This is a genomic window from Rhizobium sp. BG4, assembly GCF_016864575.1.
Lineage (GTDB): Bacteria > Pseudomonadota > Alphaproteobacteria > Rhizobiales > Rhizobiaceae > Rhizobium.
In genome coordinates, this window is the sequence record NZ_CP044127.1 from 145732 (window position 1) to 166262 (window position 20531).

Consider the following 20531-nt stretch of genomic DNA (forward strand, 5'->3'; position numbering starts at 1 on the left):
GCCGTGGGAACTCGATCCTGTCCGGACGCGTTTGCTGTGCGCATGCGAGGGCTATGAATGATCTATGATGCGGTTTTGGTCGGGTCTGGGTTCTCGGCGATTGCGACACTTTGCAATCTCATTGAACGCCTTCCGGCTTCCGCGGCGGTGGCTGTTATTGGCGATGACCCGGGCTTTGGCCGCGGCACCGCCTACAGGTCGGAGCTTTATCTTCACCGGCTGAATGTCCCGGCAGGGCGGATGAGCCTCTTTCCCGACAGGCCCGATGGCTTTGTAGAGTGGCTTGCCGAGCGCAAGCGGCCGTTGAAGGAGGGTGATTTTGCCTCCCGACAGGATTACGGCCTCTACGTTCGCGATAGCCTGGCAGCACTGCTGCGCAACAAGAAGCAGCGATGCAGGGTGGATTTCATCCGGGCCAAAGCGACAGGCTGCGTCGAGCGTTACAACGAAACGCTCGGCTTTCTCCTCGACAATGGCGGCGAGATCGCAGGCCGGAATGTTGTGCTGTGCCTTGGCGTTGGCAATGCACCGCTGCCGGTCGATGTCTCGGGATTGGCCGCTTCGGCCAAAGAGCGGATCATCGAAAACCCGTGGCGGCTTTCTTGGCTACGGCGTGTTGGGCGAGAAGACGTCGTCTGCATCCTCGGCTCCGGCCTGACGATGATCGATCAGGTTCTGGCGCTGCAAGCGCGCGGTTTCCGTGGCAAGATTGATGTACTTTCGCGACGTGGGCTCGTCCCTCATGGGCATGTGGTGGCGCCCAAGCCGCCCGCCGACTTCGATCCGCAGACCCTGCCGGTTAAGATGAGCGCGCTGCTTCACCGGCTGCGCGAGGAAAGCAGGGTTACAGGCGACTGGCGCTCGGTCATGGACCGCCTGCGCCCGCAGACGCAAGCGCTCTGGGCGCGCCTGCCTGCGGCCGAGCGCAGCCGATTTCTTCGTCACGCCCTGCCGTGGTGGAACATTCACCGCCATCGGGTGGCGCCAGATGTGCACGGCCGTTTTCGCGAGCTGGTGGAAAATGGCCAAGTCGTTGTGCATGCGGGCTTCCTCTCGGCAGTGGAGGAGGCAGGAAAGGGCCTGTCGATCAATTACCGGGCCAAGGGAACATGGGACGGAAAGCGAATGAACGTTGACTGGCTGATCAACTGCACCGGCGTCGAAAGGGCGGGTATCGCGCATTCACCGCTGCTTGCGGAGATGAAGCGTCAGGCTCTGATCAAGGCAGATCCGCGGGGTCTCGGCATCGTTGTCGATCCGCAATCGAGAGTGCCCGGCGATACCGCAATCCGCGCGCGGCTCTATGCGGTCGGCGCGCTGACCGCAGGCCAGTTCTGGGAGATCACGGCCGTGCCGGATATTCGCGTCCAAGCGCAGGCCGTTGCAAACGAAATTGCTTCCGTGATCACAGCGAGAGAATGACCGGCGACAGCCGGCTGCGACTATCGCCGCGGTTTTTCGGGCCGTTGGCGTTGGCAGCACCTGCTCCCTGATCCCTGCTGCTTATCTCGCCGAAACGTAGGCATCAGTGCTTGGTATTCGTCCGACCGTACCGCCCTTCGAAATCTACACGGCAACTTGGTTTCGTCCGGAAGAGGCCGGGATCAACCGAGTGCTTCGCGAGGGAAACCAGACGCGAGGCTGTCGATGAACTTCCTGACAGCCGGAGGAAGGCCGCGCCGCGTCGTAAACACCAGATGCACAAGTCCTTTCATGCCGCGCCAAGCAGGTAAGACGCGAACCAGCCGTCCCTGCTCCAATGCCTCTCGGCATGTGTGGTCAGGCAGCAGCGCGACGCCCAGGCCAGCGAGCGCTGCCGTTCGAACGGCAGTAAAATCTGCACACTCAATACGCGGTTGATGAACAAGCGTATGTGAACAGCCATCGTCGGTTTCGAGAAACCAGTTCACCTCGCCATGGTCATCCGTCGTCGACAGGGTCGGCTCCCGTGCGAGATCTTCGATGCTGCCAATGCGGCTGGCGATCTGCGGAGCCGAAACGAGGATTCGGATTGAGCTTCCGAGCGAACGCATGGTCAGCGACGCATCGCCGTCGAGTGACGTTCGAACTCTAAGTGCCACATCGACACGCTCCTCAATCAGGTCGACGGGCCGATCCACGGCAACGAGCTGCAGGCGGACCTTCGGATGCTGTGCGAGAAACCTGGCCACCAAATCCGAGATGGGTTCAACGAGCCCTGTCGGGCAGCTTATCCGGATCAAGCCATGCGGTTCGGACTGGGCTTCGGCAACGAGCGCCTCGGCCCGCTCTGCCTCAGCCAGCATCGCCTTGCAGCGCTCGTAGAAGGATTGCCCGACGTCTGTAACGCGAAAGCGGCGGCTTGATCTCTCGATAAGGCGAACGCCCAGCCGGGCCTCAAGGCCCGCCACGCGCCTGCTCAGCTTTGACTTCGGCTCGCGAAGGGCACGCCCGGCCGCAGCGAAACCGCCGTGGTCGATAACCTCGGCGAAATAGAAAAGGTCATTGAGGTCAGATTTCATCATCGTTCTCGAGATGGAACGATGGGTACCATTTTTGCAGACTATGTGCATCAGCGTTCTGCTGTCATCTTCTTTTCAACGGCAAAACGCCGCAGACATAAGGAGCAAGACAATGAGCAAGAAGTTCGAACAGAAGGTCGTCATCGTCACTGGCGGCACCAGCGGTATCGGTCTGGCAACAGCCAAGGCGTTCTCGGAGCAAGGCGCGGCCATATTCATAACGGGTCGCCGCAAGGAAACACTGAACGCCGCCGTCAAGGAGATTGGCGGCCGGGTGACAGGTATCCAAGCCGACATGAGCAAACTGACCGATATCGATCGTCTGTATGACGCGGTACAGCAGAAGCACTCGCAAATCGACGTTGTCTTCGCCAACGCAGGCGGCGGCGAGTTCGCAGCGCTCGGCGCCATCACCGAAAAGCACTACCAGAACACCTTCGACACAAATGTGAAGGGCACGCTCTTTACCGTGCAGAAGGCCCTCCCTCTGCTGCGGGACGGCGCATCGATCATTCTCACTTCTTCGACGACCAGCGTCTCCGGCACGCCTGCGTTCAGCGTCTACTCCGCCACGAAGGCGGCGATCCGCAGCTTCGCCCGCAACTGGATCCTCGACCTCAAGGATCGCCACATCCGCGTCAATGCGATCAGCCCCGGCGTGACCGATACCGCAGGCCTGAACGAGCTCTTCGGCAACGGCGACAGTGCCGAAAACACGAAGAGCTACCTCGCAAGCCTCATCCCGGCAGGCCGTATCGGCAAACCGGAGGAAATCGCGAAAGCCGTACTCTTCCTGGCGTCTGAGGATGCAAGCTTCGTGAACGGCGTCGAGCTGTTCGTCGATGGCGGCCAGGTTCAGATCTAAGCCCGCAATAGGAGAACGATCATGGCCGACATTGCAACATTGCTTGAACGAAACCTTCAGGGAATCTTCGGGGAGGGCGACGAAGCCCTCCGCCGCAAAGTTGCCGAGGAAATCCTGCATGAAGATGCCGTCTTCGTCGAACCGCATGGCATTTATCAAGGACGCGACGCGATCGTTCGCGTCGCCGGCGAAATTCGTGGAATGCATCCAAGCTTCCGTTACACGCCCCTGGCTGACGCTGAGATTCTTCATGATCGAGCGGGCAGGGTGAGATGGGTAGCTGGTGTACCAGGAGAGGATTCAGCCTACGCCGGAACCGACTTCGTCATCGCCAGAGACGGCAAGATCGAGGGCCTCTATCTGTTTTTCGATGGAGCGCCTGACCCGACCAGTCCTCCGATCCCTGCCTGACGCTGAAGTGGAGCCGTCGCCCACATAACATGGGCGGCGCGTTTCGGCGCGATGCCATGGACCGCCTTGGGCGCTCGTGCATGAGGGCGATTTCTTCACTTGGGCTGCGGAGAGGAACGCTTCGAGTGCGCAGCCGGCAATCCGCCATTCATCCGCTATCAGACATTTAAGGGCGCCATGCGCAAGCGAGCTCTCGCCCATAGCTTAACGCATGGCGCCCAGTTCAGCGGCCTGACCTCATCATGGGCGCCGTTCCTGGTGTCGACAGCAACGCTTTGAAAGGCCGGCGGCACTCGAACGTGGCACGGATTGCGCCGGCAGCGTCAAGAAAAAGAAAGTCGATGCCTGGCAGATTCAGCTCGCGATCATCGGCGGCGAGGAACTCATTTACATCATGACGCCAGATCCCGACGGGTTTGTGACCGTGGACGGCAATCTCTCCCTTCACCGCGACGAATGAGAACCGGCGTCGCCATCCCGCTACTGCGTCAGGGGTCGCCAGTGGATCGAAGTCAGTAGCGACCGTCCAGCCGGGCGGCCAGCATTAGTCGGTAAAGACCACGACAACGCCAGGCTTGACCATGCTTGCCAATTCCTCGACGTCCCAGTTGGTCAATCTCACACAGCCATGTGAGCCAGCCTTGTCGATGAGGGATGGTTCAGGCGTTCCGTGGATGCCATAGGTCGGCTCCGAGAGATCGATCCAGACAGACCCCACCGGATTGTTCGGTCCGCTTGGCAACGAAAGCTTCGTCTTGTTCTTGCCTTGCTGGAAATTGACACGCGGATTGTATTCGTAGGTCGGGTTGCGTGCAACGCCGTTGACCTTGTGCTTTCCGGAAGGCGACGGATTGTCTTCGCTTCCAATTGTCGCCGGATAGATCGCCAGAACATCCCCATTATCGGCAAAGGCGACGAGCTGCCCAACCCCGCGGCGCGCTTCGATCCGCTTCACCTGGCCGGTTCTGGGTGCTCCGACAACGGCTACAGAAATCGTCTCGCCGGGCAAAAAATTTGCGGACGGGTTGAGGGCATGGAGAAGGTCGATATCCATGTGAAAGCGCTCGGAAAGCTTTTCGGCGACGCTTGTATAGTCGAGGTGATCCATCTTGGCTTGTTCTGCATAATTTCTCGGCACTTCATTGACGAGGTCGTCGGCGTCATCCGGCGCAATAATATACGGGCCTACAACATGCTTGTCGTCGCCGAGCCGCTCTACCACCTGAGCGTCGAGCTTGCCGTCCACCGGCAGATGCTGCATTGCTTCAAAACCGGCAACCGCCTTGCTGACATTGGCGCCATCAAAACCATCGATCACACCAGGCGATGCGCCTGCCCGGTCAAGCAGGACCTGAAGATGGATTATTGCGGCATTCGGGACGGGCGGATCCTGCGCAACCTGCCCGTTGAGCCCTGATAAGACATCCGAGTTGTTGATTGCATCGGGCGACAGTTCCTGGGCGTGCGAAAAGCCAAGCCAGCCGAGAAAGATCATTGAGCCAAACAGAAGTCTTTTCATTGCACTAAAAGGGCTGAAAAGCTCAATTGTTCCATTGGAGGCCAGGAGCGCGAAGATTTGCTGACACCACTGCGACGATGCTCTGTCGGATGATATGGTCGAGATAGAAAAGTCGCTGGTTCCGGCGCGGCCAGCATCAGGTCCATGGATTTCATCGACAGCCCCGGAGTTAAACTGTTTTACAAAAACAGTATAACTGGTGGGCGACCTGGGAAGAAGATGAGATACGCGGGAGAGAGGGCTGCTCCAATCGGCGTGCGCTACATCCTCTTGTACCTGATGCCCTTCAGGGTCAGTCGGCAAGACCCGGCCGGGTGTCGCACCGCGCACTCAAAGTATCTACAGGCTTTGAGTACAAGGCTCTTGGCGACAGGCAGCGGAATTCTTCCCGGTTGTGCTTCTTCGCGACGGTCGAGCGGCCGGCGAAGGCTCTTGCGATTTTTTCCGACTCTAGATCGAGCAGGCGAGGGATCGATGACGATGCATGGGGCCGGGAATTCAAAGCTCTTGCAGTTCGGGAGGGCGTTGTCCGGGCCGCCGCGGTAATCCCCTTGGTGCGAAGCAAGCGCCACAGCATGGCTCTTTATGACAGGTTGCTTCTATCTCTCCCGTTCACGGGTAAGGAAAGGAATTTTCCAGACGATGTCGACGGAGCTTGTGCCTGTGGCAGATCGTTTACTATGCGGAGGTAGGCCGCAATGACGTCAGGATCCGTCACTGCAATGACAGAGGCTTACGGGAAGCGCTTATCGTGTGACTGTGACAGTGCCTATCACCTCGGGCAACCCCAAGGAGTACGTCAAGCTTGCCGCCAACGGCCTCAGAGGGATGCAGTACTGCTGTGGACTTTGCGGCTCTCCTATCTTTATAACAGCAGAGATGGAAGACGCAGAGCAGGTGGGCATCCGGCTGGGAACAATAAACCCTCGGCGAAATCTCGAACCGGCCGCGCAGTTCTGGTTTTCGTCATGTTTCCGTGGGCTAAAAATCTCAGCCAGCTATCAAGGCACGCCGAATGAAGTATGGCTTCGGAGACGCCGCCGCCAGACCAAGGGTCTGAGGCTATTTACGACTTTTGAACCGCGGTGGGTTTTCAGTGAGCAATCGGGGGCGTCGTAGAACTTACCCGCCGAAAGGCAGTTGGAGCCGCGTGAGCAGCTCCGCGGGCGCGCCATAGTTAATGAGCATGTCTTTCATAATTCGCTCCATGCGAAATCTTTGTTCGATTATCGTGTTCCAGACATTGTGTTGCTGGTTGGGATCGGACTTGCGATGGTACAGGAAAGGTTCGCTATCCATGGCCCTCCGATCCTGGGGACCGTCTGAAGCGATCGGCAGCTTCCATTGGGGCATTTCGACACCCGGAATGTAAAGGCCGTGCTCGATAGCCGTGTCTTTGGGATCGATCGTCGTCGGCACCATCGTAGAATAGGCGTAAAGCGGCTTTGTTCGATCCGGGGGTTGGATCAGGGTCCAGTCGCCATCGGTGCAGCAAACCCCCTGTCCAAATGTGCCATAGATCACAGCATCGCGGGCGGATGAGAGGTCTCCTGCCAGGAGCGGAACAAATGACTTCGAGTGCGAGCGGTCCGGTCTCGCAACTCCGGCAATCTCCAGAACGGAGGCAAAAATATCGACTGTCGACGTCAGCGCTTCTACCCGCCCCTCATGCGATTTCAAATGCGGGTGCCAAACCATCAACGGGATGTTGGCGTGACTATCGAAGTGCGGAAACTGTTTGCCATAGCCACCACGCTCGCCAAGGTCGTGCCCATGGTCAGTCGTCACGATAACGGCCGTGTCGTTCCAAAGGCCCTCTTCATCCAATGTCTGAAGAAGCCTGCCGAACCATTTGTCGGTCATCGTCAGCTTGGCGCCGTACTGTGATCGCACATAGGCGATTTCCTCGGCCGTAGCTAGCGCAAAGAACTCCGCCTGCCGCGCGGCATCCTGGTAGGGTGGCCAAAGCGTAAAATGGTCTCGTCCACTCGCATCCCCGTACATGGAGGCATAGGGCTCAGGCACGTCGAACGGTTCATGGACATCGAAGGATTCGACCTGAAGGAAGAACGGGCGCTTTGCCTTGGGTTTGCGCAGCCAGTCGCTGGCGGCGGTCATCACCTTCGCAGGAAAGAAGTCCTTCTCGTCGCTGAAATCCTTAACGTTGGAAAAGTAGCGGTGTCCGTAGCCGGGCCGCCAACGCTCGATGTTTGTTACCCACTGCGGCAAGTCTTCATCTGCGACAAGCGGTTCCCAGAAATCGAGTTCGTGTCCGCGGATGAACTCCGCGCCCTGGAAGCTCTGTATATAGCCATTCGCTGACTCCTCCCAGTAGTGATAATGATCGGTGACAATAGCTGTCGTGTAGCCAGCCTCTTCGAGCAGCTTAGGAAGACGAAGGTCGAATGGTTCAAGCGGTCCCCACGGCCGCCATTGCATACCGCTGAAGCCCGCAAAGATTTCTCGCCTCGCCGGCATGCATGGAAGGCTGCCGACAAAATGATTATCAAACCGCCACGCTCGCTTGGCGAACCCTTCGAGGTTCGGCGTTTCGAATTCGCTTCCACCGTAGGCGGAGAGCGCGTTTCTGTTAACGCTGTCGATGAGCACGAGGATGATATTCATGGCAGACCTTCGCAGGGGTTCGAGGAGCGTTCCTGACTAGAGTTTGACCGCGCCGGCGGCGAGATCGGAGGCCAGCTTGCGCTGCAGGAACATGAAGAGGATCAGCGTAGGAAGCGTTGTGATGACTGATGCCGTCATCACTAGGTTCCATTGCGTTGTGTACTCGCCGAAAAAGCCTGCAAGGCCAACGGGCACGGTCTTCTTTTCGTCCGAGGTCATCAAGGTGAGCGCAAACAGGAACTCGTCCCAGGCGGACACGAAGGCATTGACCGCGACGGTGACGAGGCCCGGCCACGCGATAGGGAGAATAACCTTGAAGATGATCTGCAGCGTCGATGCACCATCCAGCTTGGCGGCTTCGTCCAGATCCTGAGGGATGGTGTCGAGATAGCCGAGCAGCAGGTAAATGGCGAAGGGCAGGTTCATCGCCGTATAGGAGATCACCAGGCTCACGGGGTTGTCGATCAGCCCCAGATGAAGAAACAGCGAGTAGAGCGGCGTAATCAGGATCACGAACGGGAATAGCTGCGTACAGATGACCAGCATCAGCAGAACACCGCGCCCTTTGAAGTTGCGGTTCCTCGAGAAGCCGTAGGCGGCAACCAACGAGATGATGACAGCTGCCACCGTCGAGATCGAACATACGAGCGCGCTGTTTATGAGGGAAAGGGCGAGTTCTCGAGCAGGGTGTAGTAGTTGTCCAGGGTGACACTGGTGATCAGTCTGAATGTCCGACTGAAACTCTCCCTGTCTGGGCGGAATGAGATAAGTACGACCCAGATGAAGGGAAAGGCCAACAGCAGCAGTATGATTAAACTAAAAATAACGGTTGCCAGATCCCGGGCAAACTGGAGCCGGCTCTGGCGTGTGGACAACGTGGCCATCAGCCTTTTCCTTTGTTCTGACGCGCCAGGATCGTCAAATAGGCGAGCGCGAATACGAACATTATCACGCTCATGAGCACCCCGATGGCTGCGCCCTCGCCAACGCGGTAGTCGACAAACGAGACCGTGTACATCTTAGTCGCCAAAACCTGGGTGTAATCGCCAGGCCCGCCGCGCGTCGCCAGCCATACATAGACGAAGTTGTTAAATGTCCAGATGGTCGTCAACAAGGCGACAACCGCGATAACGGGTTTGAGCATCGGCAGGACAATGCGCATATGAATCTGGAATTCCGATGCGCCATCAATGCGCGCTGACTCTTTCAGCTCCTTGGGAATTGATTGCAGCGCGGCGAGAAAGGTTATGACAACGAACGGAAGCTCGCGCCAGATCAGCATCGTCTCGACAGCGCCCCAGACCGTAGATGTCCGCGACAGGAACGGGATCCCGCGTTCAATCACGCCGATTGAAATCAGTAACTGGTTGACTGCGCCGTACCGCGGATCGAGGAGCCATTTCCACGCAGCCACAGCGACAACCGGTGGCGTGACGAACGGTATGAGGACAAGCGAGCGCACAAGCCAGCCAAGATGCCATCGCCGGAAGACAGCCGCATTGAGGAGAATCGAGAGTGCCAATCCAAACACCAGCCGTAACAGGACCGTGATGAAGGTCTGCATCACAGCGGTGTTGAAGAACGCGACACCGAGGCCGGCGCCGCTCAGAACGGCAATGAAGTTGTCAAACCCGACCCATGCGTTCGGCTTTCCGAGATCGAACAGGCTGACCTGCTGAAAGCTGAGCGCAATATTGTAGATTGCGGGTCCCGCAAAAAAGAATGCGAGGACCGCCATCGCCGGTAGGATCAATCCATACGGTTCCAACCAATGGAAAGACGTGCTGGCCTTGCGGACAACGCCAGCGGCGCGCCTCTGTTCAGTCACGGTCGCCGACATGCTCAGCCCTTGCCACGGGCAAGCAGGTCGTTCAGCTCCTTGATGATGATAGAAGCCGCTTCCTCAGGCTCGCGCTGGCCGGAGAAGACAGCACCGAATTCCCGGTTGATGAGCGCCGTCATGCTGGAAACCGGGATCGGTGATGAAATATAGCGCTCGAAGGTCTGGGCGACCGGCAGCATGGCCACATAGCCTTGCTCGGTTGCGGGAAACTGAAGCTTAGAAAGCAAGGATTTTTGGGCGGGATACTGGTTGTATGTCTTGAAGGTCTCCGGCCCCGTCAAGTATTGGACAAATTCCCAGGCTTCCTGTTGATGCTTGCTGTTCGGGTTGATGCCAAGCGCGCGACCGCCGAGATGCGAGACGCGTTTTGCCGAACCCTGCGGGATGGGAGCGGTCAACAGCGGTTTCTCCGACTGCTTCTCTGCAGCACGGAATGTCTGCGGCGGGAAAAATGTGATCGCGCAGTCGCCGCGACCGAGACCGCCCACCAGTTCCGGATCACCCCATGCATTGACGGTAATCAGGTTTTCAGGGGCGGTGGCATCGACAAAGAATTTGTTGAAATAGTCGATTGTCTGGGTGAGCTGTTCTGGCGTGACCGAGACGGTCCATTTTCCGGAACCGTCCTGGTTTACCAGTGTCGCGCCGTTGCTCCACAGGTAGTAGTTCGCCAGGATCCACATCCCGCTGTCAGGTGAGCTGCCGGCCGGAAAGCAAAAGCCGTACTGGTCTCCGTTCGTCAGTTTCTTGGCTGCATCGGCGAGAGCCTGCCAGGTGTCTGGAAACCCTTCGACGCTGCTTGCCTGAAGTAGATCGGGGCGATACGCCATGGAGAAGGTATCGGCCGTCCATGGAACGCCGAACAGTTTCCCATCGAGCTTCGCTAGGTCGACGGCAAGGAAGTCGTCAATGCCTGCAGCGGGTGCGGCGCTTTTGATCAGCGGGTCCAGATCCAGAAGGAGCTTCGACTTCGCGAGATCACGCGTCCACACGAAGGCGAGCTGCTGTACGTCAGGCCCAGCCCCGGCAGGTACCTCACGTGCCAGCTGCGCGAGGGTGTCACCGCCCGTCATCGTCTGGAGTTTGACCTGGACATCAGGATGGCTGGAGTTCCATGCATCGACAGCCGCGATGAGCCCCGCGATTTCTGTCGGCGGATCGAATTGACGGAAGACCAGCTCGATCTTTTCCTGCGAGAGTGCGTTCCCGGCCAACATCACCGCTGAAAGCGTGGCAACACCTGCTGCCAGTATCGCACTCGCTATGCGCATCTTGATCATGCTGTCTATTCTCCCGTTGACCGTGCATGTGGCCAAACTTCACGGCCTCGCTGTTTTTTGCTTACCCTCGACCCAAGCCATCCGTATGCTATTGTTTTCACGTCATTGCGCCGCATCCGGCAAACCAAACGTTAATAGTCTACTTTTTGAGTGTAGAATGATGCGATACTACCGTCTGGTCAAATGCAAACATGCTATATGTTATGCGGATTTTGCATGGGGGAGAGGATGAAGGAACTGCGTCAATTTGTGGAGGTCGCTGATCTACGCTCAATCTCACGTGCTGCGAAAAAGCTGAACATCTCGCAGCCGGCGCTATCGCGGGCCATCCGCCAGCTGGAGGATTCCTACGGCGTTCCATTGTTCGTCCGAACGGGTGCAGGTGTGGAACTGAGTCCCTATGGGTCCGCGCTCTACAGCAAAGCTGTCCAGATATTGCCAGCGCTTGCCGAGGTGCGCGAAGAAATCGAGCATCTTCAGGGGCGCGCCAAGGCGGTGATCAGGCTGGCCACTGGTGATCTTTGGGGACTGGTCATTCTGCCCGAGATCATACGCACATTCAGCGAGAGCCATCCGGACGTCGTCGTTCAGCTCACGATCGCCGACGACGGTACACGCTTCGAGGGGTTGAGACAGGGCATCTATGATCTCGTCTTCGGCACGCTCTCTTACAAGTACGAGGCGGTTATGCAGGTGGAGTTCGAGACCTTTGTACGACAGGCGACCTATGTCTACTGCGATGCGGGACACAGGCTTGCAAAGGCACATGATATGACGATCGAGAAGTTGCTCGAAGAACGCTGGCTGAGCCCTGGCTACGGGGATGACGATGGGCCCGCAGGTCAGGTGGCATCGCTTCCTCGAGATTATGCTGTCCGAGCGGAGTCCATGACGCAGGCGCTTTTCCTCTTGCGAGGATCTCCGTTTTTGATGGCCGCGTCGACCGGCTTCGAGCGTCTCTTCAAAAGCCTTGGTATCGCGAAGGTCAACATTCCGGAGCACGGCGGTATCCAGGCATCAGGAGCAATCTGCACCGCGGCGGCATCTGCAAAGCCAGCTGTCAGAGATTTCCTTCGTCTTGTCAGAGGATCTGCTCATTCATTCGATTTGCCAGCGTTAGAATGACAGGCAGCGGGTCTCACCAACCGGCGTAGCCCCAACCTCGTCGCAAGCTTCCATCGGCTCTCAGCATCGGTGCTTCTACGCTACCCTCAACGAGAGCGCGTCGGCGATCTCAGCGGCCTCCATCCGGGCAGAAGTCTTGTAAGGGTAGTGGCTCCAGCACCACCATTCCTCACGCTCGCCTTTCCCGAAGCCGAAGCCCGCCCAATCCCCGCAACTGCATTTGCGGGCTACGAGAGTAGGGGTGCGCTGAAGCGTGGGACGGTCGAGGTCACTCATTGAATTACTCCTTGTGCGGTTTCCGTGGCCCAGAGGCAGCCAAGCTTTAATCGAAATTCCTATGTTCACATTTTGTTCTTTTTGCGATATATGTCAACCGGACTTGCCGACAACTCAATGGAGTGCGATGTGGCGAAGAAGCTAACTCTTTCGACAATCAATCGGGGCTGGCCTCATCAGATCGCGCTCTTGAAAGCACTGTCGGAAGGCGGCTTGGCAGACGAGCAAGCGCTTTACTGCAACCGTCTGCTACGCTGCAGTGTCATCCCATCGGTGACGTGCGACGGGCAGATGTTCAATATCCATTGTTTCGCCACGCGAGCGGGAGCTTCCGCATTCATGTCGAAATTTGGTGGAGAGTGGTTCGACCCTGCAAAGCGTGGCCGTGGCGAGGACGCTGACCGCTGGATCCGGAAATCCGTCGACGACCATGGTCCCGGATGAAGGCTGCTGAGCTTAAAGATATTGGCGTTCAGCAGGTGAGGTCAGCATCCGGAGCCCGTAGACCACGCATGCAGTCAACCTCTGGTCTCGGAATGCCCGGGGCCGCCTCCAATGACGCCGAACCAGATGTAAGCATCTCACGGCCGGCATAAGGACAGCTCACTCCCTGCCGGAACCCTCGAAGGAACCCGGGGGCGTTTGCGATGACTGCCAGGCCTGGTTCTTGATCGCTCCACTTAGCCTTCGCGCAGGCCAACATCGTCGGGCCTCTGCAAGGTCGTGCGAGCCTCCGCATGTCACTCGTCGTGATTGCTGGCAAGGGTCTTTACCAGCGCTATCAATGAGCGTCTCACGCCGGCATCTTTGATCCTGATGAACGCCTGGTTCAGCGCAATACCCTCAGCTGTCCCAATCATGTCTTCTATCGCAGATGGCCCGACCGCCCCGTGTCGGTTTTCCTCCTCTTCGCCAAAGAGCCAGGCCGGAGTCGTGCCAAGAATATTGGCAATCTGCTGCAGACGGCTGGAGCCGATTCTGTTTGTGCCCTTTTCGTACTTCTGGACCTGTTGAAATGTGATGTCCAACTTGCCGGCCAAGCTGGTCTGCGACATGCCGAGAAGCTTTCTGCGGGTTCGTAGACGGCTTCCGACGGCAACATCGATATGAGAGGGAATAGCGGGAATTTTCGGCATGACTTTCCTGGAGAGTTGGTGTGCAACGGTTGCACTAGCGAGCGTGCGCTGTCCATGCTTTTCAGCTGGGTCGGACCTTAGTCTGATGCATGAAACGGAGTGGAGCAGCTCACGAGGCCAGAGAGTGGCGATGACGGTATGGCCACCCCCCCGATCGGTTCTTTCAGGAAGAAGCCGGTCGCGGCTTTCGCGTTGTCCGGGTGTGGCTTTGCGGCGCCTTTGTTGCGATCGATCTCATGTATCCGCGCCTTCGCATTACGATGTTCGCGTCGTTTTCTGCTCTTCGGCTCAAGTCGAGGCAAACCTCATAAGGGTATAATATCCCGAAAGTTCCGGGATCATCGCCGCCATCACGTCGAAGCGGGGATCGTCCTCGACCAGTTCGCCGGCATATTTCGCCTGCAGGAACAGCGCGTGGGCGGCGAGCGCATCGTCATTGGCCCGGTGCAGAATGGTGAAGACAGGGGCAGGGACGGTCTTGCCCTTGACGATGACGCGGTCGAGCTCGGCGATCGTGTATCTGCCGCTGACCAGGAATGCCGTGGTCTCGCCGAGCAGAAGCGCGACGCCATAATTCTTCGAGGCGCCCTCCAGCCGTGAGGCGAGGTTGACGCTGTCGCCGAGGCAGGAATAGTCGAAGCGGCGGGTGGAGCCCATATTGCCGACGACGCATTCGCCGGTATTGATGCCGACGCCCATCTTCAGCACATGCAGCGGCGTGCCAAAGGCCTTGGCTTCGGCTTCCAGCTCGCGATTGAGCTTGGTGATCTCCTCCTGCATCGCCAGCGATGCGGTGACGGCATGCATGGCATGATCGGGATCGTCGAGCGGCGCGTTCCAGAAGGCCATGATGCAGTCGCCCATATATTTGTCGATCGTGCCGCCATGGTTCATCACCACTTCGGACAGCGGCGTCAGCAGCCGGTTGATCAGCGTCGTCAGCTGCTCAGGATCGTCCTTCATCGTCTCGGCGATGGTCGTGAAGCCGCGCACATCCGAAAACAGCACCGACAGCGTGCGCCGCTCGCCACCGAGCTTCAGCTGCGAGGGGTCTTCCGTCAGCCGCTTGACGAGTTCCGGCGAGATATATTGCGAGAAGGCGCGGGTGATCTGCTGCTTGTTGCGACGCTCCTCGGCGAAGTCGAAGGCAGCCTGGCCGAAGGCGACGGCGATATAGGCGATCGAGGGCCCAAGCGGTGAGACGAAGACATGGCCGAAGCGGATGCCGGCGAAGCTTGCGGTAGCGAAGACGCCGATCGCGGCAATCGCGGCTGCGAGTGTCAGCCAGCTGGTGGAGCGCCAGACCGTTGCCGCCGCGAGGATCGCCGCGACGAGGATCGCCAGTGCCACGAGCGGCAGCGCGCCCCTGGCGATATAGAAGCGATGGACGATATTGTCGTAGATCGTTGCCTGGAGCTCGACGCCAGCCACCAGCTTGCCGGTGTGGACGGTATAGGGTGTCGCAAAGGTATCGGCGCCGCCCTTGTCGATCTCGGGTGCGTTCTGCAGGCTGAGGCCGACGAGCACAACGCGATTCCTGAAGAAATCAGGGGGCAGGAAAGTCGGCGGATCGAGCGCCTGATAATAAGAGACCGTCGGGTAGCTGCGGGCCGGGCCGAAGGACTGGATCATTGCGCCCGCGGGCGGCATCGCGGCCGCCTTTCCCGCAGCGGCCGCCAGCATCACGGCAAAGCCGTCGCGATAGGCGGGAATGGTGCGGAAGGTGCCATCGCCGCCAAGCTCGATCGAGGCGATGCCGGTTCTGGCACCGGCGGCCGTGAACTGCGGCATCGGCGTGGTGCGGATCAGCTGATCGGCCTGCGGCGCCTGGATCAGCGTTTCATCACCGGCGAGCACCAGATCGGGTGCAGAGGCTGCGGTGATTGCCGCGTCATTCTCGGGAGACGACGGCTCGGCCATGATGATGTCGAGGCCGATCGCCTTGGCGCCGGCGGCCCGCAGCGCCTTGATCAGGTCGGCATGCAGGCGGCGCGGCCAGGGCCATTGGGCGTTGATCTGCGCCAGCGCCGGTTCGTCGATCGCGACGATGACGGGCGCATCCTCGGGCGGCAGCGGATCATCGACCGTCGAGAGATAGTCGAAGCTCCGGAGTTCGAGCAGCGACCAGGCCGGCAGCCGCGACAGAAACGAAATCGCCACCAGCGTCGCCAGAACGAGCACGGCAAGCCTGACCGGCCGGCTGCTGAACGGCCAGCCGGGAGCGCGGATGGACTGGCGGGGATTGGAGCGCATCAGAAGCGGATCTTCAGGCTGCCCTTGACCGCACGCCCCCAGCCCGGCACGCCGGGCGCAACCTCGAAATCCTCGTCGAGAAGATTGAAGGCAGACGCTTCGAGGGCGAACCGCTTGTCGAGCGGCTCCCAGATCATGTTGGCGTCGAGGGTCCAGTAGTCGTCAAGTTTAACGGTCGTGAAGGGACCGAGTTGCCCCTCGCGTGTGCCTATGTAGTTGGCCGCGAGTGTTGCTTTGACATTGGCTTCGTTGACCCAAGTGACAGCAAGCTGGGCACTGCGTTCCGGCACATAAGGCAAAGCCTCACCGAAGCCAATGTTGCTCGCATCCTCGTTTTTGGAGTGCGCATAGGCAACCGTTGCAGAGATACCAAAGCCGTAGGAGAGAGCAACGTTGGCTGTGGCACTTAGCCGATCAAGTCTACCATCACTGATGCTGATGCCCCCTGGAAGATAGGGAACAAAGGGGCTGGTGATCGGATAACCCAGGTTCAGATCCTTGATCTGCTGATGCTGGTATTCGACACTCGTGAAGAAGCTATCGGTCCACTGCGCGTCCCATTGTACCGCAATGGTGTCGGTGTATCCGTCGTTGCCCGAGTATAGCTGGTTTGATTGCAGGCCCAGAACGCCAATCGGCGACAGCGTCGGGCTGCCAAGGTCGAAGCTCTGGCGCATGTAGGCAACACGTAACCACTGGCCGTCGGAAGGTGTCCAAGCGACACCAAGGCGAGGCTCAATCCTAGCCGTGTCTGTTGTCTCGCCATCCACTAACGTTCCGAAGATTGCATACTCGGCTTTCAGCGTGGGAGTGATTTCATGAAGCAGGTCGATATAGGCACGGCCAAGACCGATTGCTTCATCAGTTCCGGCCGCGAAAGGAAATGAATCCGACGCCTCTGCATGGATGACACCGCCTTCCAGGCCGTACCGCCAAGTTAAATCATCACTTCCGTAGAGGTGGTTGATCGCAACTATATAGTTCTGTTGAGAACTTGTCGCAAAGCGCCCTGTAACTGGTGGTATGCCAAAACCTTGGGTAATGCGCTGTTCACTATCGGTATAGAAGAAAGCTGAATTTACAACGTTGCGGTACCCGAAGGTATGGCTCCAACCAATCCCGGCCGCAGTCTCCCTTGAGTTGACCCTGTCGCTTTCGTTGTACGGCACACCGCCCGGTGCGAAGGGGAAATCGATAGTTTGATCGATCCGGCTATCGCTATGATTGGCGTAGAGGACGAAGCGATCGTCGGGATTTGGCGTTGCGGTCAAATACGCATTACCGGACCAGTTTTTGATATCGCCATTGTTGGTTCCAGGCCCGAGCAAACCGACTAGAGATTGACCATAATCGCCGCCATACGGCGTCTGCACCCACGTCAAGTTCAGATACCCGCTCACCGGGAACGGGGCATTGGCAAAACCCTGCAGTTCCGCTTCACCTGTCGGCTTCGTCTCGCCAGCCGAATTGATAAAGCCCGCGCCAAGCGACCCTTCAAGAAAAGGCCGCCGCAGGAGGTTGGCAGAGCGCGAGCGGCCGGACAGCATGTGTGGATCGAGCAGTAGACCCTGCAAGAGCGCCGAGAAGCTGTTCGAGTTCAGCTTGTAGAGATCGATCTCGTCGTCGAAGATCTCGGTATTGGCGAAGGGGCGGATGTTGCCGCGGATCGACTGGTCGACATAGCCGCTGCCGGCGAAGGGGTCGAAGACCGCATCGCCGTAATAGCGGCCCCAGGCGTTGAGGCCGCGCAGGCGGAAGGCGTTGTTGAGCGTCGAGCCGGCATCCTGATTGGCGCCGAGCGAGCCGTAGTGGCCGCCGCGGGCCTTGGAGCGGCGCAGGAATTCCTGGGCATTCTCAAGCGCGCCATCCGGATCGTAATCGTCGATCGCGACGGCGGTGCGGAATGACGAGATTACCGGATCGTTCTTGTCCAGCCGGTCGGCATTATCCAGCGCCTGTTCGGAGAGGACGCGGTCGCCCTTTTCATAGTGGCCGGCGGCGAGCATCAGCTGCGCCTGCGAATGTGCCGGATTGGCTGTCGAGGATGCCAGGAGATCGTCGATCGCCTTGTCCATCTCGCCCATCTGCAGATAGTAGCGGCCGCGGGCGAGAAGGGCGATGTCGAAGGCCGGGTCGGCGGCGAGCGCGAGGTCGATTTCGCGCTTGGCTTCCTTCATCCGCGATTGATCGAGATAGAGAATTGCCAGATTGGCGTGGCCGATCGGATCGTCGGGATCGAGCTCGATCGCTTTCTTCAGCGCGGCTTCGGCTTCGCGCGAGGCGCCGCGGGCATCCTGCAGCAGACCGAGGTCGTTCCAGGCCATGGATGAGCCGGGCGCCACTCCGATCGCCGCGTTCAAGTCGGCGAGGGCGCCTTCGAGATCGCCCTGATAATCGGCGCGCATGCGGGCGCGGGCCTGCAGGGCGTTCGGGTCCTGCGGGTCGATCGCCAGCGAGCGGGCGATTGCATCCTGCATCTGGACGCGGTCGTTGATCAGAAGCGCGAGCTGGGCGCGCAGCGCCGGAAGCGTCGAGTCGTCAGGATAGCGCGCCTCGGCTTGCTTCATCGTGGCGATCGCTGCCGGGATGTCTTCGAGGAAGCCTGCCGTATAAGCCTTCATCACCGCGGCGTAGGGGCCGGTGACGCTCGCCGGCGGCTTCTCGTTGCGGGAGGGATCGCGGAGCGACCGGGCGTAATAGCCGCCGTAGGCTGCGATGCCGCGGCGCAGCGGATCGAGGGAGCGTTCGGCTCTGGCAAAGAGTTTTGCCGCATCGTCATAGCGCTTCTCGGCGCCGGCGATCAGCGCCTCGATGAGATCGGCGCGGGCGCGCTGGGAGGCGGAGAGACGGGAGGCGCGGGCCTGCGCCAGGGATTCCAGCGCTTTCCTGCGGCCATCGAGCGAGAGCTGCACTTCGGCAAGCGTCAACCAATCCTCGGCGCTGCGGGTGCCGGGCGCCTTGGCCTCGATGCGGCTGCGCTCGCTGCGCATCTTCTGCACCGGAAGCGGCGAGGCGGGCATGAAGGTGAAGCCGCTGCGCAGCGTCAGGTAGAAGAGCATCTGCTCGCGATCATCCGGCGTGACGATGACGAGCTTGCGCGGCGCCTGGCCGATGGTGGCGACCGCGCCTTCGCCCTCGGCCACCTGGACGCTGCCGTAGTCGTTCTTTAGCTCGACCTGTCCCTCGAGAACGATCAGCGAGGTCTGGTCGCCCTTGACAGTCAGCGTCCAGTCCGTGCCGCGGATCGCGGCGGCCGCTGCCGGGGTCTCGACCGTCAGCCCCGTGCCGCCGCGCTGGGCGCGGGCCCACATGGTACCGGATTGCAGGTTGAGGATCGTGTCGCCGTCGCGCGCCATCTTCTTGACCTGCAGCGCCGAATTGCGGCCGAGGCGAACCTGGGTGCGGTCGGCAAAGAGGATAGCGAGCTGGCCGGATGCATTGGTGCGCAGCACGTCGCCGCCGAGCAGATCCTGGTGCAGGTCGACATTCTGCCAGTTCGACAGATCGACGAAGCGGACTTCCTCGCCCATCTTGCGATCGATGACGGAACCGGCTGCCGGTTCGGCGCGCAAAACAGGGTCGGCCGCTGCCGGCCGCGCAGCAAAAGACGCCGCCACAGTCAACGCCATCACGGCGGACATGGAATTCGTAAATCTACCCCTCATAGAAAAGCGTTTGTCTTTGGTGCCGCCAAAAGTCAAGCAGAGTTCTACTTATGCTCTTGCTTTGGTTGTGAAGTGTAATATCAGGGAAACACTTTGCGGCGGAGGTAAGTGCGTGGCGGATTTCGAAAGTGCGACTGAACTGATGATGAGCGATCCCACGACAGGGGATATCGGATCGGAATATTTCGACCATATCAAGAAGATAAACGACATCTTCTACGATCAGATCAAGATATCCGATCAGAAGGCGGCTTACATCTTCACCTTCATGCTTGCCTTTCTCGTCAGCTCCAGCGAGGTACGCGCGGTCTTTACATGGACGCGCTATGCGGACGGAAACCTGCAGCACATTCTGTTCTCCGGTCTGCTTGCAGCGGCGTCCGTCTTCTCGATCCTGTCAGCGATCCTGGTGGTGCTGCCGCGCCATCTCACGAAGTCCACCTCGCTATTCTGGGGCACCTGGGGCGAGCACCGGCAGCTCTTCTGGGACGCGGCGACACGGCGCGACGAGCGCTATCTCTTCGCCGAATATCTCGACAATGCCGATATTCTCTCCACCATTGCGCGCGGCAAGTATCGCTGCGTCACACTCGCCTTTCGCGGATTGATGGTCACCGTCATCGCTTATGTGCTGCTTCTGATCGCCGGGTGAGGGTGAAACTCACACCCAATCTCTCGATAAAATCAATTTCGAAGAAGGGCTCCTTCTGGTCTTAAACCGTATCTGTGTGCTGCCTCGACGCTTCGGCTGCACGACACGTCCCAGCCGGCATCGGCAGCGAGTTGCTTAACAGCAATGTCTCGCAGGTGAGGGCATCGATGGATTAGACCGCGCCGCGAACGAATGATTAGGAGGCGGTTTCCGGTGAATTTGTCGGATCGTTTCCGGAACACGCTCTGGGGCGGAGGTAAAAGAGCTCTCAGTCGCCCGCGCCACAGACTGGCGAGCAGAGCGCACGCGCGGGCAATCAGGCAGACGGCGAGCCGCTGCTAGGCTCTGCAAGAATTTTCGCCTTATCGAAGCGCTGACAG

The 20531-nt window shown here is 59.2% G+C and carries 16 protein-coding genes; 7 read left to right on the forward strand and 9 right to left on the reverse strand.

Annotated elements, in window-relative coordinates:
• The first annotated feature begins 57 nt into the window (after positions 1 to 57).
• Entirely contained in the window at positions 58 to 1422 is a 1365-nt protein-coding gene (locus tag F2982_RS28345) for an FAD/NAD(P)-binding protein (RefSeq protein WP_203431484.1), read from the forward strand.
• A gap of 182 nt (positions 1423 to 1604) precedes the next feature.
• Here F2982_RS28345 and F2982_RS28350 read toward each other — a convergent pair whose 3' ends face one another.
• Positions 1605 to 2501, reverse strand: coding sequence for a LysR family transcriptional regulator (locus F2982_RS28350; protein ID WP_203431612.1), 897 nt, complete (start codon positions 2499 to 2501; stop codon positions 1605 to 1607).
• 112 nt (positions 2502 to 2613) lie between these two features.
• On the opposite strand from F2982_RS28350, the gene F2982_RS28355 reads away from it, so the two are divergent.
• Both F2982_RS28355 and F2982_RS28360 read left to right on the forward strand, forming a co-directional pair.
• Positions 2614 to 3366, forward strand: a complete 753-nt coding sequence (locus F2982_RS28355; RefSeq protein ID WP_203431485.1) for an SDR family oxidoreductase — start codon at positions 2614 to 2616, stop codon at positions 3364 to 3366.
• A 21-nt stretch (positions 3367 to 3387) separates the two neighbouring features.
• On the forward strand, positions 3388 to 3777 hold the full coding sequence (locus tag F2982_RS28360) for a nuclear transport factor 2 family protein (protein ID WP_203431486.1): 390 nt from the start codon (positions 3388 to 3390) through the stop codon (positions 3775 to 3777).
• Between the two features lie 544 nt (positions 3778 to 4321).
• Here the strand turns inward: F2982_RS28360 and F2982_RS28365 are convergent.
• On the reverse strand, positions 4322 to 5296 hold the full coding sequence (locus F2982_RS28365; protein ID WP_203431613.1) for a L,D-transpeptidase: 975 nt from the start codon (positions 5294 to 5296) through the stop codon (positions 4322 to 4324).
• Between the two features lie 765 nt (positions 5297 to 6061).
• Between F2982_RS28365 and F2982_RS32220 the strand changes: the two genes are divergently transcribed.
• Positions 6062 to 6415, forward strand: coding sequence for a GFA family protein (locus F2982_RS32220; protein ID WP_348652548.1), 354 nt, complete (start codon positions 6062 to 6064; stop codon positions 6413 to 6415).
• A gap of 3 nt (positions 6416 to 6418) precedes the next feature.
• Here the strand turns inward: F2982_RS32220 and F2982_RS28375 are convergent, their stop codons facing one another.
• From F2982_RS28375 to F2982_RS28390, 4 genes are all read right to left on the reverse strand, one after another.
• Positions 6419 to 7921 carry a sulfatase gene (locus tag F2982_RS28375; RefSeq protein WP_203431487.1) on the reverse strand — a complete coding sequence of 501 codons (1503 nt, stop codon included), beginning with the start codon at positions 7919 to 7921 and terminating at the stop codon, positions 6419 to 6421.
• A 36-nt stretch (positions 7922 to 7957) separates the two neighbouring features.
• On the reverse strand, positions 7958 to 8548 hold the full coding sequence (locus F2982_RS28380; RefSeq protein ID WP_246777726.1) for a carbohydrate ABC transporter permease: 591 nt from the start codon (positions 8546 to 8548) through the stop codon (positions 7958 to 7960).
• 256 nt (positions 8549 to 8804) lie between these two features.
• Positions 8805 to 9761 carry a sugar ABC transporter permease gene (locus tag F2982_RS28385; RefSeq protein WP_203431488.1) on the reverse strand — a complete coding sequence of 319 codons (957 nt, stop codon included), beginning with the start codon at positions 9759 to 9761 and terminating at the stop codon, positions 8805 to 8807.
• 2 nt (positions 9762 to 9763) lie between these two features.
• Entirely contained in the window at positions 9764 to 11044 is a 1281-nt protein-coding gene (locus F2982_RS28390) for a sugar ABC transporter substrate-binding protein (RefSeq protein WP_203431489.1), read from the reverse strand.
• 228 nt (positions 11045 to 11272) lie between these two features.
• On the opposite strand from F2982_RS28390, the gene F2982_RS28395 reads away from it, so the two are divergent.
• On the forward strand, positions 11273 to 12169 hold the full coding sequence (locus tag F2982_RS28395) for a LysR family transcriptional regulator (RefSeq protein ID WP_203431490.1): 897 nt from the start codon (positions 11273 to 11275) through the stop codon (positions 12167 to 12169).
• A 405-nt stretch (positions 12170 to 12574) separates the two neighbouring features.
• Positions 12575 to 12889: a hypothetical protein gene (locus F2982_RS28400; RefSeq protein ID WP_203431491.1), complete on the forward strand. Its 315-nt coding sequence runs from the start codon at positions 12575 to 12577 to the stop codon at positions 12887 to 12889.
• Between the two features lie 296 nt (positions 12890 to 13185).
• Here F2982_RS28400 and F2982_RS28405 read toward each other — a convergent pair whose 3' ends face one another.
• The 3 genes from F2982_RS28405 to F2982_RS28415 form a co-directional block, all read right to left on the reverse strand.
• Positions 13186 to 13581: a helix-turn-helix transcriptional regulator gene (locus F2982_RS28405; protein ID WP_203431492.1), complete on the reverse strand. Its 396-nt coding sequence runs from the start codon at positions 13579 to 13581 to the stop codon at positions 13186 to 13188.
• A gap of 288 nt (positions 13582 to 13869) precedes the next feature.
• Positions 13870 to 15834 (reverse strand): adenylate/guanylate cyclase domain-containing protein, encoded by a 1965-nt coding sequence (locus tag F2982_RS28410; protein WP_203431493.1) that lies wholly within the window; start codon positions 15832 to 15834, stop codon positions 13870 to 13872.
• Positions 15834 to 19475, reverse strand: a complete 3642-nt coding sequence (locus F2982_RS28415) for a FecR domain-containing protein (RefSeq protein WP_281438231.1) — start codon at positions 19473 to 19475, stop codon at positions 15834 to 15836. Before F2982_RS28415 ends, F2982_RS28410 begins: the two co-directional genes overlap by 1 nt.
• A gap of 136 nt (positions 19476 to 19611) precedes the next feature.
• On the opposite strand from F2982_RS28415, the gene F2982_RS28420 reads away from it, so the two are divergent.
• Positions 19612 to 20151: a Pycsar system effector family protein gene (locus F2982_RS28420; RefSeq protein WP_203431495.1), complete on the forward strand. Its 540-nt coding sequence runs from the start codon at positions 19612 to 19614 to the stop codon at positions 20149 to 20151.
• The last annotated feature ends 380 nt before the right edge of the window (positions 20152 to 20531 follow it).

Excerpts from the sequence above, each read along its gene's own strand:
- F2982_RS28415 (WP_281438231.1), bottom strand. The coding sequence starts at position 19,475 with ATGTCCGCCGTGATGGCGTTGACTGTGGCGGCGTCTTTTGCTGCGCGG.
- F2982_RS28390 (WP_203431489.1), bottom strand. The coding sequence starts at position 11,044 with ATGATCAAGATGCGCATAGCGAGTGCGATACTGGCAGCAGGTGTTGCC.
- F2982_RS28345 (WP_203431484.1), top strand. The coding sequence starts at position 58 with ATGATCTATGATGCGGTTTTGGTCGGGTCTGGGTTCTCGGCGATTGCG.
- F2982_RS28350 (WP_203431612.1), bottom strand. The coding sequence starts at position 2,501 with ATGAAATCTGACCTCAATGACCTTTTCTATTTCGCCGAGGTTATCGAC.
- F2982_RS28385 (WP_203431488.1), bottom strand. The coding sequence starts at position 9,761 with ATGTCGGCGACCGTGACTGAACAGAGGCGCGCCGCTGGCGTTGTCCGC.
- F2982_RS28365 (WP_203431613.1), bottom strand. The coding sequence starts at position 5,296 with ATGAAAAGACTTCTGTTTGGCTCAATGATCTTTCTCGGCTGGCTTGGC.
- F2982_RS28395 (WP_203431490.1), top strand. The coding sequence starts at position 11,273 with ATGAAGGAACTGCGTCAATTTGTGGAGGTCGCTGATCTACGCTCAATC.
- F2982_RS28410 (WP_203431493.1), bottom strand. The coding sequence starts at position 15,834 with ATGCGCTCCAATCCCCGCCAGTCCATCCGCGCTCCCGGCTGGCCGTTC.
- F2982_RS28405 (WP_203431492.1), bottom strand. The coding sequence starts at position 13,581 with ATGCCGAAAATTCCCGCTATTCCCTCTCATATCGATGTTGCCGTCGGA.
- F2982_RS28375 (WP_203431487.1), bottom strand. The coding sequence starts at position 7,921 with ATGAATATCATCCTCGTGCTCATCGACAGCGTTAACAGAAACGCGCTC.
- F2982_RS28360 (WP_203431486.1), top strand. The coding sequence starts at position 3,388 with ATGGCCGACATTGCAACATTGCTTGAACGAAACCTTCAGGGAATCTTC.
- F2982_RS28355 (WP_203431485.1), top strand. The coding sequence starts at position 2,614 with ATGAGCAAGAAGTTCGAACAGAAGGTCGTCATCGTCACTGGCGGCACC.